At 75.3% G+C, this 17049-nt stretch carries 13 protein-coding genes, 1 tRNA gene and 1 pseudogene; 10 read left to right on the plus strand and 5 right to left on the minus strand.

Annotated features, from left to right (window positions below; translation table 11 throughout):
- Positions 1-72 precede the first annotated feature (72 nt).
- A complete protein-coding gene (locus tag Q6348_RS06075; protein WP_304600408.1) occupies positions 73-612 on the plus strand; it encodes a universal stress protein in 540 nt (179 codons plus the stop codon).
- 296 nt (positions 613-908) lie between these two features.
- Positions 909-4982 (plus strand): hypothetical protein, encoded by a 4074-nt coding sequence (locus tag Q6348_RS06080; RefSeq protein ID WP_304600409.1) that lies wholly within the window; start codon positions 909-911, stop codon positions 4980-4982.
- Positions 4983-5167: 185 nt separating this feature from the next.
- On the opposite strand, the gene mscL is transcribed toward Q6348_RS06080, so the two are convergent.
- The 3 genes and pseudogenes from mscL to Q6348_RS06095 form a co-directional block, all read right to left on the minus strand.
- Positions 5168-5569, minus strand: a complete 402-nt coding sequence (gene mscL / locus Q6348_RS06085; protein WP_304600410.1) for a large conductance mechanosensitive channel protein MscL — start codon at positions 5567-5569, stop codon at positions 5168-5170.
- A gap of 56 nt (positions 5570-5625) precedes the next feature.
- Positions 5626-6183, minus strand: coding sequence for an SAF domain-containing protein (locus tag Q6348_RS06090; RefSeq protein WP_304600411.1), 558 nt, complete (start codon positions 6181-6183; stop codon positions 5626-5628).
- Between the two features lie 85 nt (positions 6184-6268).
- Positions 6269-6562: pseudogene (locus tag Q6348_RS06095) on the minus strand (FmdB family zinc ribbon protein); the annotation flags it as partial.
- Between the two features lie 99 nt (positions 6563-6661).
- Here Q6348_RS06095 and Q6348_RS06100 point away from each other — a divergent pair.
- A complete protein-coding gene (locus Q6348_RS06100; RefSeq protein WP_304600413.1) occupies positions 6662-9202 on the plus strand; it encodes a penicillin acylase family protein in 2541 nt (846 codons plus the stop codon).
- A gap of 7 nt (positions 9203-9209) precedes the next feature.
- On the opposite strand, the gene Q6348_RS06105 is transcribed toward Q6348_RS06100, so the two are convergent.
- Positions 9210-9863 carry a 5-formyltetrahydrofolate cyclo-ligase gene (locus Q6348_RS06105; protein ID WP_304600414.1) on the minus strand — a complete coding sequence of 218 codons (654 nt, stop codon included), beginning with the start codon at positions 9861-9863 and terminating at the stop codon, positions 9210-9212.
- Positions 9864-9953: 90 nt separating this feature from the next.
- Between Q6348_RS06105 and galU the strand changes: the two genes are divergently transcribed.
- From galU to Q6348_RS06140, 7 genes are all read left to right on the plus strand, one after another.
- Complete coding sequence (galU, locus tag Q6348_RS06110; protein ID WP_304600415.1) at positions 9954-10841, plus strand: UTP--glucose-1-phosphate uridylyltransferase GalU; 888 nt, start codon at positions 9954-9956, stop codon at positions 10839-10841.
- A 7-nt stretch (positions 10842-10848) separates the two neighbouring features.
- Positions 10849-12123: a molybdopterin molybdotransferase MoeA gene (locus Q6348_RS06115; protein ID WP_304600416.1), complete on the plus strand. Its 1275-nt coding sequence runs from the start codon at positions 10849-10851 to the stop codon at positions 12121-12123.
- A gap of 1 nt (position 12124) precedes the next feature.
- Positions 12125-12745 (plus strand): GNAT family N-acetyltransferase, encoded by a 621-nt coding sequence (locus tag Q6348_RS06120; RefSeq protein WP_304600417.1) that lies wholly within the window; start codon positions 12125-12127, stop codon positions 12743-12745.
- 30 nt (positions 12746-12775) lie between these two features.
- Entirely contained in the window at positions 12776-13756 is a 981-nt protein-coding gene (locus tag Q6348_RS06125) for a hypothetical protein (protein ID WP_304600418.1), read from the plus strand.
- Positions 13757-13881: 125 nt separating this feature from the next.
- Positions 13882-14883, plus strand: a complete 1002-nt coding sequence (locus tag Q6348_RS06130; protein ID WP_304600419.1) for a DUF1648 domain-containing protein — start codon at positions 13882-13884, stop codon at positions 14881-14883.
- A 5-nt stretch (positions 14884-14888) separates the two neighbouring features.
- Positions 14889-15287 carry a GntR family transcriptional regulator gene (locus Q6348_RS06135; protein ID WP_304600420.1) on the plus strand — a complete coding sequence of 133 codons (399 nt, stop codon included), beginning with the start codon at positions 14889-14891 and terminating at the stop codon, positions 15285-15287.
- A gap of 38 nt (positions 15288-15325) precedes the next feature.
- Positions 15326-15398: transfer RNA gene (locus tag Q6348_RS06140), tRNA-Ala, on the plus strand.
- A gap of 71 nt (positions 15399-15469) precedes the next feature.
- Here the strand turns inward: Q6348_RS06140 and Q6348_RS06145 are convergent.
- Complete coding sequence (locus Q6348_RS06145; protein ID WP_304600421.1) at positions 15470-16987, minus strand: dolichyl-phosphate-mannose--protein mannosyltransferase; 1518 nt, start codon at positions 16985-16987, stop codon at positions 15470-15472.
- Positions 16988-17049 lie beyond the last annotated feature (62 nt).

Consider the following 17049-nt stretch of genomic DNA (forward strand, 5'->3'; position numbering starts at 1 on the left):
CTGGCGGCGCGTGCGGTGCGCCGCGCGGGCCGCCGACGGAGGCGGTCCGCCCGGCCCCGGAGGGAGAGTCCGATGTCGCACCCTGTGCCCCAGCCGAGTCCCGAGCGGATGGTCCCGGTCTCCGGCCATCCCCTGGTGCTCGCTCTCGAGCCGGACCAGCCGGAGCTCGTGGCGCTCACCGCCGCGGAGTGGGCGCGGGCCGCCGGGGCGTCCGCGTTGTACTGCGCCTACGTCGACCAGGCGCGCTACGTCGCCCAGGAGTACCCGGACGGCACCGTGCTGCACGCCCCGATCGACCCGGACGGGCTGGACGACGCGTGGCAGGCGCGCGAGCGGACCTACGTGGCGCACCTGGAGTCGGTGCTGGCCGACGCCGGGCTGCCGTGGGAGTTCAGGTACCTCGCCGGCCGCCCCGACCGCGCGCTGACGCACCTCGCCCGGGCGGTGGACGCCGCCGGCTTCGTGGTCGGCACGCGGGCGCCGGGGCCCGGCGCCCGGGTACGGGAGTTCGTCGACGGTTCGGTCGCCGTGCGGCTGACCCACCACCAGCACCGGCCGGTCCTGATCGTGCCGCTCGAGGTGATCGACTGGCGCGCCAGCCACTGGAGCTGAGGCCGCCGCGCACGCTGCGTCGTGGTCGTCGTGGTGCGCGACCACCGATCGGGTGACAGGTTTGACGGGAACGTCGCCGACGCGCACACTAGTGACCAGACAGTGCGCGTCGCCTGCCCCCTGCGCGGCGCGCACTGTCGTATGTCCGGGCACTGCGGCTCCGGGCACTGTCGGCCGCGGCGACCGCCGCGCCCACTCCTTCGCGCTCCGCTCCCGGACCGCCCGGCGATGGCATCCCACCGGCCCGACGGCGCGCCTCACGCCCCGTACCGAGACCGCCCCGTTAGCGTGCTGGGGTGATCCCCGCCCAGCACCCCGGGACGAGCCCGGCGGACCCCGAGACCGGCAGCCGGCCGGTGGCTGCGGTGACCACGGCCGACCTGGTCGCCACCGCGGTGCGCCGATGGCGGGACGCGCTCGCGGACGCCGCCGGCGACTCGGCACTCTCGGACGTCGAGCGCCTCGGCGACGCCCAGCTCGACCTGTCCGCGGCCCACCCGTCCGGCATCGCCCAGCTCTTCGCCGGACGGCCCACCAGACTGTCCAACCTGGTACGGGAGGGTGCCGCCCTGGCGCTGGCGCGCCGCCGCGCGCGCGCCGTCGGAGCGCTCGCGGAGCAGCATGCCCTGCGGTCCGGTCTCGCGACCGCCTTCCTCGCGATCGGGGTGGCCTCCTGGAACGAGCCGGAGGATGGCTCCGAGGCCGGCTCGTCGGAGGACGGCGACACCGTGCCGCGCGCCGTCGAAGGCGACACCCCCCACGGGACCGCGAGCGAGGAGGAGCCCCGCCGGATGCGCGCGCCGGTCCTGCTACGTCCCGTCACGGTGACGCCGAGGGGGCGTGGCGAGGCCGACTACGACCTGGTCCTGGAACCGTCCCTGGAGATCAACCCGCTGCTGGCGACGGCTCTGCGCCGCCGCGGGGCGCTGCTGGACCCGGCCTCCCTGGCGCGCGGGGCGTTCACCGCGCAGGGCTTCGACCCGCGTGCGGCGCTCGAACGGCTCGGCTCGCTCGGTGGCGCGCTGCTGGACGACTTCGAGCTCGTCGACCGCGTGGTCGTCGGGACCTTCATGCACCCCGAGCAGACGCTGCTCGACGACCTCGACCAGCTGGCGCCGACGCTGGCGGGGCACGAGGTGGTCGCCGCCGCGTGCGGGGATCAGCGGGCCGCGGCCGCTCTCGCCCACCCGTTGCCGACGCCGGTGCGCGGGGATCGAGGACTGGACCAGGAGCGCGGGGTCGGCGACCTCGATCCCGCCCAGGCGCACGTCCTGGACAGCCTCGCGGGCGGGCACCATCTCCTGGTCGACGCCCCGGCCGGCGCCGACGTGCCCGGAACCTTGGCGGCGGTGGTCGCCGACGCGGCCGCGGCGGGGCGCAGGGTGCTCTACGTGGCGGGGCATCGCCGGGCGGCGACGGCGATGACCGCGCGGCTCGGCGCGCTCGGTCTCGGGGACCTCGTGCTGGACGTCGCACCCGACTCGGGCTGGCGTTCCGAGGTGGCGCGTCGCCTGCTGGGCGCCATGACGATCGAGCCGGTGCTGGTCGACGCGGAGAAGGTCTCGATCGTCGAGCGGGAGCTGCTCGACCGCCGCGCCCGGCTGTCCGGCTACGTCGAGGCGCTGCACACCGTGCGCGACCCGTGGGGATGCTCGGCCTACGACGCGCTGCAGGCCCTGGCACGGTTGACGGCGGACCGTCCGTGCCCGCGTACCACCGTGCGCCTGACCGCCCAGGTGGCCGAGTCGCTGACCGCCGAGCGCCGCGCCCAGGCGGCTGCCGACCTGGTCACCGTCGCGGGGCTCGGGGCCTTCACCGCGAGCACCACGACGACGGCCTGGTACGGGGCGGACCTGCCGACCGCCGATCGTGCGGCCAAGGCCCTGGAGCGGGTGGCCAGGCTCCGCGAGCGCCTGCCCGAGCTCGAGGAGCAGACGGCGGAGGTCGCGGAGGCCACCGGGCTGGTGCAGGCCAGGACACCCGCGCAGTGGGCTGAGCAGCTGGCCATGCTCGGGGGCGTCCGCCAGGTCCTGGACGTGTTCCAGCCGATCGCCTTCGAACGGTCGGCCGCGGACCTGATCTCGGCCACAGCGAGCACGCAGTGGCGTGCCGAGCACGGCGTGGAGATGCCCGGGCGGGTGCGGCGGCGGTTGCGCCGGCAGGCCAAGGACCTGCTGCGGCCGGGTCGCCCGGTGGCGGACCTGCACGGCGCGCTCGTCGAGCTGCACGCGCAACGCGAGATCTGGCAGGCGCACTGCCCGGCCGGAGGGTGGCCCCGCCTGCCCGAGGGCCTCGCGGCGATCGAGCGCGAGCACCGCACGGTCGCGGAGGACCTCGCCGAGCTCTCCGCCGTCCTGCGGCCCACGGCCGACGGGGGCGGCCTCGCGGAGCTGACGTGGGCGGATCTGCGCGCTCGCCTGGACCGGCTGCACGCGGACGCCGCGGCGCTGGAGTCGCTGCCCGGCCGGACCGCGCTCCTGCGGGACCTGACCAAGCGCGGGCTCGGCGAGCTGCTCGAGGACCTGGCCCGCCGGCACGCCGTGGCCGGTGTGGTGGCGTCCGAGCTCGACCTCGCCTGGTGGTCCACCGCGTTCGAGGAGATCCTCCGCCAGGACCCGGCGATGGCCGCGGCCGACGGGGCCGCCCTGGCCCGGCTCGCGGCGGAGTTCCGCACGCTCGACCGCCGGCACCTCACCGACCGCGCGCTGCTGCACGTCGCAGGCTCCCGGGAGTCGCTGCGTCAGCGCCTGCACCGCTGCGACGAGCAGGCCCAGGCACTGTTCGGCGAGATCGTCGAGGACCGCTTCACGAGCCTGCGCGCCGCGGTCGAGCGGTACCCCGACGTCACCCGGCACCTGCGCCCGTGCCTGGTCGTCGGGCCGATGCTGGTGCCGCACGTGCTGCCGCCCACGAGGTCCGAGGACCTGGTGATCCTGGACGCGGCCGGCCACCTGCCGACCGAGCTGGTCGTCGGCGCGCTGGCCCGAGGCAAGCAGGTCCTCGTGGTCGCGGACACCCGCACCGCGACCGGGTCGGCGATCCGGTCGTTGGCCGAGGTGCTGCCGCGCGTGACCCTGCACAGCGACGCCACCCCGCGTCACCCCCGCCTGACCAGGTTCCTGGCCGAGCACGGGTACGGCGACAGCGTGACCGCGACCCCGCTGCCGAGCACCGCCGGACTGCTGCGTCTGGACGTCGTCGACGGCACGGGGATGCCCGGGCCGGACGGCGCCGTCGCGTCGACGCCCGCCGAGGTGCGGCACGTCGTGGAGACCGTCGTGGAGCACGCCGTGACGCGGCCCGAGGAGAGCCTGGCCGTGGTGGCGCTCAGCACCGCGCACGCCGACCAGGTGCGCCAGGCCGTGCTCGCGGAGGTCCGGGCCAGTCCCGCCCTCGGGCGGTTCTTCGACCCCTTGGCGCGCGAGCCGTTCGTCGTCGTGGACCTCGGCTCGACCGAGGCGCTGCGGCGCGACGCGGTAGTGCTCACGGTGGGGTACGGACGGACGCCGCACGGTCGCGTGCTGCACCGCTTCGGCCCGCTCGCCGAGCCTGGCGGGGACGCGCGGCTGCTCGAGGCGCTGGGCGTGGCGCGTCGTCGGCTCGCCGTGGTGTCGTGCTTCGGCGCCCAGGACCTCGACCCCGAGCGCCTCGGGGCCCCGGGCGCGGCCCTGCTGCGTGATCTGCTCGCCTCGGCGGCCGAGGCGGACGCGACCGGTTCCGGCCGGCGCGCGCCCGAAGGAGCCGACCGCCTCGTCCTCGACCTCGCCGAACGGCTCTGGCGGATGGGGCTGACGGTCGTCCTGGACCACGGTGCGGCGGGCACCACGGTGCCGATCGCCGTCGGGCACCCGGACCTGCCCGACGAGCTGCTCGTCGCGGTCCTCACCGACGACGACGACTACCTCGGCGAGCCGAGCGTGCGGGTCAGGGACCGGCAGGTGCCCGAGCGGCTCGAGCGGCTGGGATGGAGCGTGGTCCAGGTCTGGTCCGCGGCCGCGTTCGGCGACCCGCAGGCCGAGGCGGACGCGATCGCCCAGGCCGTCGTCGAGGCATACCAGGCCGCGGTGCGCGACCGGCCCGGACCGGCCCCGGTACCGGACCGGGTGGACGCCGCCGACGCGGTGCCGGTCGAGCCGCGCGCGTCCGGTGCCGTACCGGTCCGGCCGGCCGTGTCGCCCGGTAAGCCGATCAATGCCTACTCCGACGACGAGCTCGACGACCTGGTGGCCTGGTTGCGCGCCCGGGACGACGCCCGGGACGACGAGGAGCTCGCGGCCGCGGTGCGCGCGGAGCTCGGGTTGAAGCGTCGCGGTTCCCGGATCGACGCGGTCGTCGGGGCGGCCGTCCGGCGGGCCCTGGGCTCATCGTGACCGAGCGCGACGAGCCCTCGGAGCCTCGTCCGCGCCGCAGGCACCGGCGGGCGATCGGCGGGACGCCGTCGACAGGGCCGGAGCCGCGCGCCCCGCGCGACGAGCCGGAGGGCTGGGGCGGGGCTCCTGAGGCCGAGGACGACGACGAGCGCATCCGGCGGGAGAAGCCGCCGCACTGGTGACGGCTAGCGCTTGAGCAGGTCCCGGATCTCCGTGAGCAGCAGGATGTCCTCGGCTGGTGCGGCGGGCTCGGGCTCCGCTCCCGACTTGCGGCGCTCCGCGAGCCTGTTCATCGGCACGACCACGGCGAGGTAGACCGCGAGGGCGATCAGGACGAAGTTCAGCGCCGAGCCCAGGAACGCCCCGATCGACAGGACCGTGGCGGGTGTGTCGCCCTCGGCGGGGCGCACGGTCCAGGCGAGGACGCCGGACAGGTCCGGCTGGCCGAACACCGCGGCGATGAGCGGGTTGATCACGTTGGTCACGAGCGAGGTCACCACGGCGCCGAACGCCGCGCCGATGACGATGCCGACCGCGAGGTCGACGACGTTCCCGCGCATCACGAAGTCCTTGAAGCCCTTGATCACTGGTTCCTCCCGATGGCCGGCCCAGCGGCCGCTCGTCCGGTGATGTGCGCGCCCGATCATCGCACGAGCACCGCGGCCAGGGAGCAGACGTCCCTCAGCGCGGTGAGCGTGGTCGCCTCGGCGGGGGAGACCGCGAGGAGCACGGTTCGGCTCCCTGCGTCCGGCCGCTCGGCGACCAGTGCGCGGTGGGCGACCCGCGTGGTGGTCTGCGGGCAGCCCGCGGGCAGCAGGTCCACGTGGTCCCCGGCTCGGAGCACGTCCGCCTCGGCCAGCGCGACCGGTGCCACGACGGCGCGGTCGGGGACCGGCACGTCGAAGCGGTCGGCGAGGAGCTCGGGGACCAGGGGGAGCCCGGCGGGCACCGCGAGCGCCAGCCGGTGGCCCACGAGCGCTTCCGGGTCCGTCCCGGCGCCGACCGGCGGGTCGCCCACGGCGCGCAGGCGCAGGTCGCTCGCGGCGAGCACGTGCCCGGCGGCCAGGGGCCGACCGGCGGCGAGCACGCGTGGCGCGGGCTCGGTGACGACTCGGGCCGTCGCGAGTGCGGCGATCAGGACGCCGGCCGCCACCACGGCGGGACGGGCCCGCCACCACCAGATCCGCAGGGTCAGGAGCACGCGTCCACGATCGCGCGGGCGGGCGTGCTGCCGGCGCCGCGACCGGTCGCGTGGGGGACGGGTCCGGGGTCCGCCGGCCTGTGGATCAGGCCGGCGCCGCGGCCGCGGCGGTCCTACCCGTCGAGCCGGAGGCGCCCGAGCCCGACCCTCCGGCGCCCCCGCTCGACTCCCCGCCGGACGTGCCGGAACCGGCGTCCCCCGACGCGCTCGTCGAGCCGGGGGTGCTGCCCGTGGTCGAGGGCGCCTTGCTGCGGCCGTTGTCCCGCGCATCGGTGCGGTAGAAGCCTGGGCCCTTGAAGACCACGCCGACCGAGCCGAACAGCTTGCGGAGCCGACCCCCGCACTGCGGGCACTGCGTCAGCGCGTCGTCGGTGAACGCCTGCTGGGCGTCGAAGCGGTGGCCGCACTCGGTGCAGGCGTAGGAGTAGGTGGGCACGGTCGTCCTCCGGTCGGTCAGATCCGCGGATAGTCTCGCACCGTGACCCGACGACGTGCGCCTCGTGTCCTCGCCGGGGTCGCCGGCCTGGTCGTCGTGGCGTTCCTGGCGCTGGCGGGCGCCGGCCTCGTCGTGGTGCGCCGGCCGTTGCCCAACCACGACGGCACGGCGACCCTGGTCGGCCTGGACCGCGAGGTGACGGTGCGACGCGATGCGCGGGGCGTCCCCGCGATCCGGGCCGGAACCGCGACGGACCTGTTCCGTGCCCAGGGGTACGTCGACGCGCAGGACCGCTTCTTCCAGATGGACCTGCGACGGCACATCGCCTCCGGCCGGCTCGCCGAGCTGGTGGGTGACGACCCCGACGCGATCGCGTCGGACACGGTGATGCGCACCCTCGGCCTGCGGCGGGTCGCCGTCGCAGAGTGGGCCCAGCTCGACGGCACCACCCGCGGCTACCTGCAGGCCTACGCCGACGGTGTCAACGCCTACCTGGCGACCCGCGGCCCCGATGGCCTCGCGGTGGAGTACACGGTCCTGGGGACCCGGGCGGACGTGGGCGAACCGGCGCCGTGGGACCCGGTGGACTCGCTGGCGTGGCTCAAGGCGGTGGCGTGGGAGCTGCGCTCCAACGACCGCGACGAGCTCGCCCGGGTCCAGGTCTACGACGCCATCCGGGACGTCGCCAGGACGGAGCAGCTCTTCCCGCCCGCCTCGGCGAGTCCGCCGATCGTGGCCGGTGAGGCGAGACCGGCGGCCATGACCACGCGCGTGACGCTGGATCCCGGTGCAGCCGCCGCCGCGCGGTCCGCGCAGCAGGCCCTCGACGCCGTGCCGGACCTGGTCGGCCGCGGTGAGGGCATCGGCTCGAACTCCTGGGTGCTCTCCGGCGCGCACACCGCCAGCGGTGCACCGCTGCTGGCGAACGACCCGCACCTGGCGCTCGCCGCTCCGGGCGTGTGGTCCCAGGTCGCGCTGAGGTGCGCCCCTGTCACCGCGGGCTGCCCGTTCGACGTGGCGGGCTTCTCCTTCGCCGGCTTCCCCGGGGTGATCATCGGCCACAACCCGCATCTCGCCTGGGGGTTGACCACGATGGGGGCCGACACGTCGGACTTCTTCCTCGAGCGCCTGGACCCGGGGAGCGGGACCTACCAGCGTGACGGCGCGCAGATCGCCCTGGAGTCGCGCACCGAGACCATCGAGGTGGCCGGCGGTGAGCCGGTGGCGCTCGAGGTGACCTCCACCGTCCACGGTCCGATCGTGTCGGACGTCCTCGACCCGCTGTGGGGTGCGCCCGTCCCACCGGGCGGCTGGGGGACGGGCGCGGTCGCCCTGAGCTGGTCGGGCCTGGAGCCGGGCCGCACCGCGCAGGCGGTGTTCGCGATGGACACCGCGGCCGATGCGGCCGACGTCCGGGAGGCCGCCGCGCTGTTCGACGCCCCCGCGCAGAACATCGTGTTCGCGACGGTCGACGGGCACATCGGGTACCAGGCCCCGGGCCGGATCCCGATCCGGCGGGTGATCACGGACGGCCCCGTCCCGTCCGACGGCACCTGGCCCCGCCCCGGCTGGGACTCGCGCTACGACTGGCAGGGCTGGGTCGCCCCGGAGGACCTGCCGGCTCAGCTCGACCCGCCCGAAGGGTTCATCGTCGCCGCGAACCAGGCCGTCACCGCGCCCGGGACCGGCCCGTTCATCGCCCGGGACTGGGACTACGGCTACCGGGCGGCGCGGATCCGCCAGGTGCTCACCGCGCAGATCGCCGCGGGACGCCCGATCGACGTCGCCTCGGCGCAGACCCTCCAGATGGACGCCCGGACGGCCCTGGTGGACGCCCTGGTCCCCGCCCTGCTCGCCGTGTCCGTCGACGACGCCTTCACCCGCCAGGCGGTCGACCTGCTGCGGGGCTGGGACGGCCAGATGACCGCGGACTCGCCGGCGGCGGCGTACCTGGCCGCCGTGTGGGACGTGCTGCTCGCGGACACCTTCCACGACGACCTGCCGCAGTCCCAGTGGCCGGACGGCGGTGACCGCTGGTATGCGGTGGTCGACGGGCTCCTGGGGGAGTCGGACAGCCCCTGGTGGGACGACCGGACGACCGTGAGCGTCGTGGAGAGCCGGGACGAGGTGCTCGAGCGCGCCCTCACCCAGGCGCGGGTGAGGCTGACGGTCGCACTCGGCAAGGACCCGTCCGGGTGGCGGTGGGGTCGGCTGCACCGCGTGGCCCTGCACCACCCGGTGCTCGGTGGGGGCGCGGCGCCCTGGCCGGTGACGATGCTCGTGAACCCTGCGCCGGTGCCCGTCGACGGTGGTGGCTCGATCGTGGAGGCCACCGCGTGGGACGCCTCCTCCGACTCGTTCGAGGTGGTCAGCGGGCCGTCGATGCGGATGGTGTGCGACCTGGCCGACTGGGACGCCTCGACCTGGGTGAACGCCACCGGGACGTCGGGACACCCGGCTTCCCGGCACTACACCGACCAGCTCGCCGACTGGGTCGCCGGCCGCCAGGAGCCGTGGCCGTTCAGCGAGGACGCGGTGACCGCGGCGACCCGCGCGACGCTGGTCCTGCGCCCGCCCGCCTGACCTGGGCCTAGACGGGCTCGGACCAGTCGCGCAGCTCGCGCAGCTTCGTGGTCGTCACGGCGGCGTGCACGCGACGGTCGTGCGGCTCGACGGGCAGCGGCTGGGAGTCGGCGTCGTAGATCTCCTCACCGAAGACCAGGGCGATCACCGGCACCCCGGGGCGCACGTGCTCGAGCACGCGGTCGTACCACCCGCCGCCGTGGCCGAGCCGGTATCCGGCGGTGTCCACGGCCAGGGCCGGGACCACGACGACGTCCGCCTCGGCCAGGGCGTCGGGGCCGAGCGTCGGCCCGGCGGGTTCGGGCGGCCGGCCAGGGGCCCGGATCTCGAGCTCCTCCACCGAGGTCAGCGGCGCCCACTCGCGCTGCAGCCCGGTGCCGAGCACGGGCAGGAGCACCCGGGTGCCGCGGCGGGAGAGCCGGTCGAGCAGCGGCGAGGTGCCGGGCTCGGACGCTCGCGCGGCGTACGCGGCCACGGTCCGGGCGGCGCGCACCTGCTGCAGGTCGCCGACCACCTGGGCGAAGTCGTGGGCGGCGCGCTCGAGCTCGCGCGGCGAACGCTTGTCCCGTTCCGCGATGATGGCGCGGCGGAACTGCTCCTTGACCACCGGGAGCTCGTCGCCCGAGCCGAACGGTACGTAGGGCTGGGCGATGGCGCTCATGGCTCCATCCTTGCAAACGTCACGGCCGGGGGCCCCGTCGCCGCGCGGCACGGGGCGACGCTCGGGGCAGGTCCGGCTAGCCTGCCCGTCATGGCCATCCGAAAAGCTGTCATTCCCGCCGCCGGACTGGGCACCCGCTTCCTGCCCGCGACCAAGTCGACGCCCAAGGAGATGCTGCCGGTCGTCGACAAGCCGGCCATCCAGTACGTCGTCGAGGAGGCCGTCGCGGCCGGGCTCGACGACATCCTCATGATCACCGGACGCGGCAAGCGCACCCTCGCGGACCACTTCGACTCCGTCCCCGAGCTGGAGGCTGCGCTCGAAGCCAAGGGGGACGCGGCCCGGCTCGAGGCGGTCCGCGCCTCGACCGACCTCGCGAACATGCACTTCGTGCGGCAGGGCAAGCCGCGAGGCCTCGGCCACGCCGTGCTGTGCGCCAAGCAGCACGTGGGCGACGAGGTGTTCGCCGTGCTGCTGGGTGACGACCTCATGGATCCGCGCGACCCGCTGCTCGCGCCGATGCTCGACCTGCAGCAGCGCGTCGGCGGCTCCGTGGTCGCGCTCATGGAGGTGCCGCCGGAGCAGACCTCGATGTACGGGTGCGCAGTGATCGAGGACGGGCCGGAGAACGACCAGCCCCGGATCACCGGCATGGTCGAGAAGCCGGACCCCGCCGATGCGCCGAGCAACCTGGCGATCATCGGTCGCTACGTGCTGCACCCCCGGGTGTTCGAGGTCCTGGAGCGCACCGAGCCCGGCCGCGGTGGGGAGATCCAGCTCACCGATGCGCTCGCGACCCTCGCCGGGATGCCGGCCGAGGAGGGCGGCGGCGTGCACGGGGTGGTGTTCCGGGGTCGGCGCTACGACACCGGTGACCGCCTCGACTACCTCAAGGCGCAGATGCGCATCGCCGTCGACCGCCCCGACCTCGGGCCGGACCTGGTCGCGTGGCTGAAGGAGTACGTGGCGACGCTGTGACCCGTCGATGAGAACCGTCGCCGACCACCTCGCCGCGGTGCTCGACGCCGCCAGGCCGGTCCCGGCGCTGGACGTGGTGCTGGCGGACGCCGCGGGCTGCGTGCTGGCCGAGGACGTGGTCGCGGGGCGGGACGTGCCCGTGCTGGCCGTGGCCGGCTGCGACGGGTATGCGGTGCGCACCACCGACGTCGGGGTCCCCGGTCCGGGTCCGACGGCCGAGGTCACGCTGCCGGTGGTCGAAGACGTGCCGGTCACCACGCCGGAGCCCTTGCGCCTGATCCCTGGAGCCAGTGCGCTGGTCGCGGCCGGGGCCCCGGTCCCGGCCGGGGCGGACGCGGTGGTCCCGCTCGAGCGCACCGACCGCGGACGGGCGCGGGTGGCGATCCGCGGCGGGGCCGAGCCGGGCGAGAACCTGCGGGCGGCCGGCTCCGACGTGCCGGTGGGTGCCAGGGTCCTCGCGGCGGGCACGCGTCTGGCGGCCCGCCACCTCGCCGTGGCCGCGACGGTGGGGCGCAGTCGGCTGCGGGTGCACCCGCGTCCTCGGGTCGTGGTGCTCACCGTGGGCGACGAGCTCGTCGAACCCGGTCGTCCCGTGCCGCGGGGGCGCCGGCACGACGCGGACGGCCACGCCCTTGCGGCGGCCGCGCGGGACGCCGGTGCGATGCCGGTGCGGGTGGGTCCGGTCCCCGACGAGCGCGGCGCGCTGCGCGAGGTGATCGCCGACCAGCTGGTCCGTGCCGACCTCATGCTGATCACCGGGGGGCTGTCGGCGGGCCCGTGGGACACGGTCACCGATGTGCTCGCCCCGCTGGGCACGGTGCGGTTCGACCACGTGGCGATGACCCCGGGTGACCGCCAGGGCTTCGGCACCGTGCGCGTCACGGAGGACTCGACGGACCTGGTGCATCCCGGAGGGCTGGGGTCCGGGGGTACGGGCGTGCCGCTGTTCGCCGTGCCCGGGCACCCCGTCGCGGCGATGATCTCCTACGAGGTGTTCGTCCGGCCGGCGCTTCGCGCAATGGGTGGGCACGCCGACGTCTACCGGTCCTCGTTGCGGGCCGCCGTCGCGCGGCCGCTGCAGTCCCCTGCCGGCATGCGACACTTCGTCCCCGCCCGGCTGAGCGGGTCGCCGACGGAGGGCTACGTCGTGGACCCGGTGGGGGACCCCTCGGAACCGTCGATCGTGGGTCTGGCTTCGGCGAATGCGCTGATGGTGGTGGGCGAGGACACCACCAGGGTGCGGGCCGGGGACAGCCTGCCCTGCCTCGTGCTGGAGGGCTGAGATGGCGCCCGGATGGCCCGCGGTGCTGCGCGAGGGCGATGTGGTGCTGCGACCGCTGCGACGGTCCGACGCGCGCGACTGGCTCGACGTCCGGGCCCGCAACGCGGACTGGCTGGCGCCGTGGGAGGCGACGTCTCCCGAGCCGCCGCGCGGTCCGACGCCGACCTTCGCGCAGTACGTGCGCCTGCTGCAGCGGCAGGCCCGCCGCGGCGAGGCGCTCCCGTTCGCGGTCGAGTACGGGGGGAAGGTCGTCGGTCAGCTCACCGTGTCCGCCATCGCCCGTGGGTCGGCGTGCTCGGGTTCGATCGGCTACTGGGTCAGTCGGGACGTCGCGGGTCGCGGGATCATCCCGACGGCCGTCGCGATGACGGTGGACCACTGCTTCGGCCCGGTGGGCCTGCACCGCCTCGAGATCGCGATCCGGCCGGAGAACGCCGCGAGCCTGCGTGTGGTCGCCAAGCTCGGGCTGCGCGAGGAGGGCGTGCGGGAACGCTTCCTGCACATCCAGGGTGCCTGGCGTGACCACCGGACGTTCGCGGTGACCACGGAGGAGGTTCCCGAGGGGCTGCTGGCCCGATGGCGCACGCACGGGGGTGCCGACACGCCGCCCGCCCTGCGATAGGCGGCTGACCTGCTCGCCTACCGTCTCCTTGTGGGGAAGGAGCAGGCCGGCTTCGTGCTCGCCGCGGTGGCCGGCCTGTGGATCGTCTACCTGGTGCCCCAGCTGCTCCGGCACCGCCGCCAGCTCGCGGACGCCAGGGTCGACGACCGGTTCTCGGAGCGCCTGCGGGTGCTGCGGGTGGCGGAGTCCCCCGCGTCGGCGGGAGCGCACGTCCCGTCGCAGGGCCGGGTGCAGCTGCACCCGCGAGGAGGGGACCGGGCGATGCACCGACCGCAGTCCGTCGCAGACCGGGTCAGCGCCGACGGCGCGTACCTGACGGCGTCGGAGCGCGCCGCGCGCGCCGCCGCCCTGGCCCGACGCGCCGCCGCTGCGCGCCGACGAGCCCGGCTGGTGGCCGGGCTGCTGCTCGTGACGCTGATCACCTGGGGGGCGGTCCTCACGGCGCAGCTGGCCGTGCTGGTCGCGGTCGCTCCGACCCTGCTGCTCGGGGCCGTGCTGATCGCCGGGCGCCGGGCGGTGCTGGCCGGTCAGCGGGCCGACGCCGCGTGGGCCGCCGGTGCCGCACGCCGGGCCGCGCGCCCCGGTGGCTCTTCTCGGACCCTTGCCGTGGGTCGGGCCGTGCACCCGTCGGAGGCCGTCACCGAGATCCTGGAGAAGGTTCCGGCGGGACCCGTGCGCTCCGCCGCCGAGCGGGTGCTCGCCACCGGTGAGGTGCCGGTCGTCGCCGGCACCGAGGCGCGCGAGTCGCGTCCGGCGGCCACCGAGCCGGCGCCGACCCCGAGCCCCGCACCGTCCGAGGACGCCGCCTGGGTGCCGGTGCCGGTGCCGCCGCCCACCTACGTCCTCAAGCCCGAGGCCCGTCGGCCCGAGCCCCGCCCGCTGACCGGCCCGCAGCCGGCGGTGCCGGCGGCGTCCGGTGCGGGCGCCGACGAGGCGCCCGAGGTGCGGCCGACCACGGGTGGCGTGGCGCTGGACGCGATCCTGGCCCGCCGTCGCGCGTCGGGGGAGTAGCCCCGAGCGGGGATCGCTCCGTCCCGCGGGAACGCTTCCGACCAAGGACCCATGCCTGAGGTCCCATCCCGAGGCGGCACTCATTGTTATGGTTCTTCTATAACAGTTTGAGCAAAGGATCGAGCATGGCCGCGTCAGCCCGCACCGTCGTCGCGCGCGCCACCTGGGTGGCACTCGTGGTTCCCGTCGTCGTCACCGCCGTCGCCGTGGCCCTCCAGCTGGCGTGGCTCGGAAGCCTCCCGGACCCGGTGGCGATCCACTGGGGCCTGGCGGGCGGCCCCAACGGCTTCGCGGCTGCGTGGGTCTCGATCGCGATCACGAGCGCCGCCGGGCTGCTCCTGCCGGTGCTGATGGCCGCTGCGACGATCCCCGCGTTGCGCCGCGGCGCGCAGGGCCCCACGTTCCGGTTCATGGCGGCGCTGTCAGCAGGCATGTCCGTCCTCATGGGCGTCGTGGCCACCTGGGCGCTCGCGATGCAGCGCGGCCTGGCGGACGCCACGGCGGCGCCCTCGATCACGCCGGCGCTGCTGGTCGGCCTGGCGGCCGGAGCGGTCGTCGGGGCCGTCGGCTGGGCGGTCCAGCCAGGCCAGGAGCAGGTGATCGTCGGCGCGTCGGCCGCCGAGCCCATGCCGGTGCGCCCGGGGGAGCGGGTCCTGTGGACGCGCACCGCCACGGCGGCGCCCTGGCTGATGCTGCTGCTCGGCGCCACCGCGCTCGTCACGGTCGCTCTCGGCGTCGCCGCGTGGTTCACCGACCCGGCCCGCGCATGGACCTGGCTGGCCACGACGGTGGTCGTCGTGCTCGCGATCGCCGGGACCGGGGCCTACACGGTGCGCGTGGACGGCGACGGGCTCACCGTGACCGCGGCGCTCGGCCTGCCGCGCTTCCACGTGCCGCTCGCGGAGATCGACGCCGCCGGGACCGGCGACGTGGTCGGCCTGGGCGAGTTCGGCGGCTACGGGATCCGCCATGCGCCGCACACCACCGGCGTGATCCTGCGCAACGGGCCCGCCCTGCGGGTCCGGCGCACCGACGGTCGGTACCTCGTGGTGACCGTGGACGACGCGCCGGTCGCGGCGGCACTCATCGAGGGGCTCGTCGAACGTCGCGCCCGGTCCCGCGGCTGACCGCGATGCTGATCCGGATCGACCCCGGCAGCGACGTCGCGCTGTTCGCACAGGTCGCCGCGTCGCTGCGCGGAGAGATGGCCCAGGGGCGGCTGCGCCCGGGCGACCGGCTCCCGGCGGCGCGGGAGGTGGGGACGTCGCTCGGCGTGAACCTGCACACCGTGCTGCGCGCCTACCAGGACCTGCGCGACGAGGGGCTGGTGGACATGCGCCGTGGCCGGGGCGCTGTGGTCACGCCGCGCGCCGCCGCCCTGAGCGACCTGCGCGCGGAGATCCTCGCGCTGGGCGACCGCGCACGGGCCCTGGGGATGACGGCCGACACGCTCGCCTCCCTCGTGCGCGACAGCCTGAGCGACGGTCAGCCGGGCACCGGGTGGCCCGAGGGACCGCGCGAGCAGGTGTGAGCCCACGCCGCGGCGGTGGTAACCTGTCCGCGCACTTCGGGGCTGTGGCGCAGTTGGTAGCGCGTCTCGTTCGCAATGAGAAGGTCAGGGGTTCGAATCCCCTCAGCTCCACCCCAGGACGGCCCGGCTGACGCCGGGCCGTTCGTGTCTGTGCGGGTCGCTCCGGCCGGCCGCCGGACGCCTCAGACCCAGCTCGGCAGCCACATGTGCAGCTGCCAGAACCAGAACGGCACCACCGCGGCGGTCCAGATGGGGTAGAAGAACGCCGTCACCAGCACGATCAGACCGCCGGCGACGATCACGGTCACCCGGCGCCACGTCACGACCTCGCGCCACCGCGCCCCGGGCTCGTTCAGGCCGAGGAACCGCACCGCGGTCCAGGTCACCAGGAGCGCGACGAACGGCAGCATGACGATCGCGTAGAACGTGAAGATCGTCCGCTCCGGGAACAGGAACCACGGCAGCCACCCGGCGGCGAGCCCGGTCAGCGCCGCGACCAGGATCGCGTCGCGGCGGCGCACGACCCACCAGATCGCCGCCAGGATCGCGATGCAGCCCAGCCACCAGATCAGCGGGTTGCCCAGCGACGTGATGGCCTGCGAGCAGTGGTCGCTGCCGCACCGCTGCTGAGCGGGCTCCGGGGTCTCGTAGAAGAACGACGTCGGCCGCCACTGGATCATCCAGGTGAAGGCCTTCGCGGCGTAGTCGTGCGGCGTGGTCAGGTGGGTGTGGAAGTCCCACATCTGGGCGTGGTAATGCAGCCACGAGTTCAGGCCGTCGGGCAACCACGTCACACCCTGACCGGGGTGCTTCGCGGCCCACTGGTGCAGGTAGGAGTCGGGCTCGGAGAACCACCGGAACCAGCTCGCCAGGTACGTGACGGCGGACACCAGGACCAGCGAGACGAACGCCGGGACACTGTCGCGCAGCAGCGTCCCCGTCAGCCACCGCGGCACCCCGGCGCGGCGTCGGGCGGCGGCGTCCCAGCCCACCGAGAGCAGGCCGAACGCGGCGACGAACCAGATCCCCGACCACTTGACCCCGCAGGACAGGCCCAGCAGCACCCCGGCGACCAGGCGCCACCCGCGCACGCCCAGGTGGGGGCCGAACGGCCCCCACTGCACCTGCGGTCCGAGCGCCGCCAGCCGCTCGGCGGTGCGGTCGCGGTCGATCAGGAGCGCGCCGAACGCGGCCGTGACCAGCAGGGCCAGGAAGCCGTCGAGCAGGCCCGTGCGCGACTGGACGATCGCCAACCCGTCGAGCGCGACCAGGAGGCCGGCGACGCCGCCGAGCCAGTCCGAGCGCATCAGGCGACGACCGATCCGGGTCACCAGCAGCACCAGCATGATGCCTGCGACGGCGGCGGAGATGCGCCAGCCCACCGAGCTCTCGACGCCGACCACCTTCTCGCCGACCGCGATGAACCACTTGCCCACCTGCGGGTGGACCACGTAGGACGCCTGGTGCAGGTAGCTGGTGACGTCCCCGGCCTCGAACGCCGGGTTCGGTGTGTCCGGCCACTGGGCCGGGTAGCCCAGCTTGAGCAGCGTCCAGGCGTCCTTGACGTAGTACGTCTCGTCGAACACCAGCTTGTGGGGTCGGCCCAGGTTGGGCAGGCGCAGGACTGCCGCGAGCAGCGTGACGCCGGTCGCGATGAGCCAGCCCCGCAGCCGGTGGGCTCTCAGGTCGGCGTCGGGCACGCGCCACAGGCTACGGCGTGCACGCCGCCCGGGGCGCGGCTTCGGCGCGGCGCGGCGACCCG

This window comes from Actinotalea lenta, from assembly GCF_030586465.1.
Classification (GTDB): Bacteria; Actinomycetota; Actinomycetes; order Actinomycetales; family Cellulomonadaceae; genus Actinotalea; species Actinotalea lenta.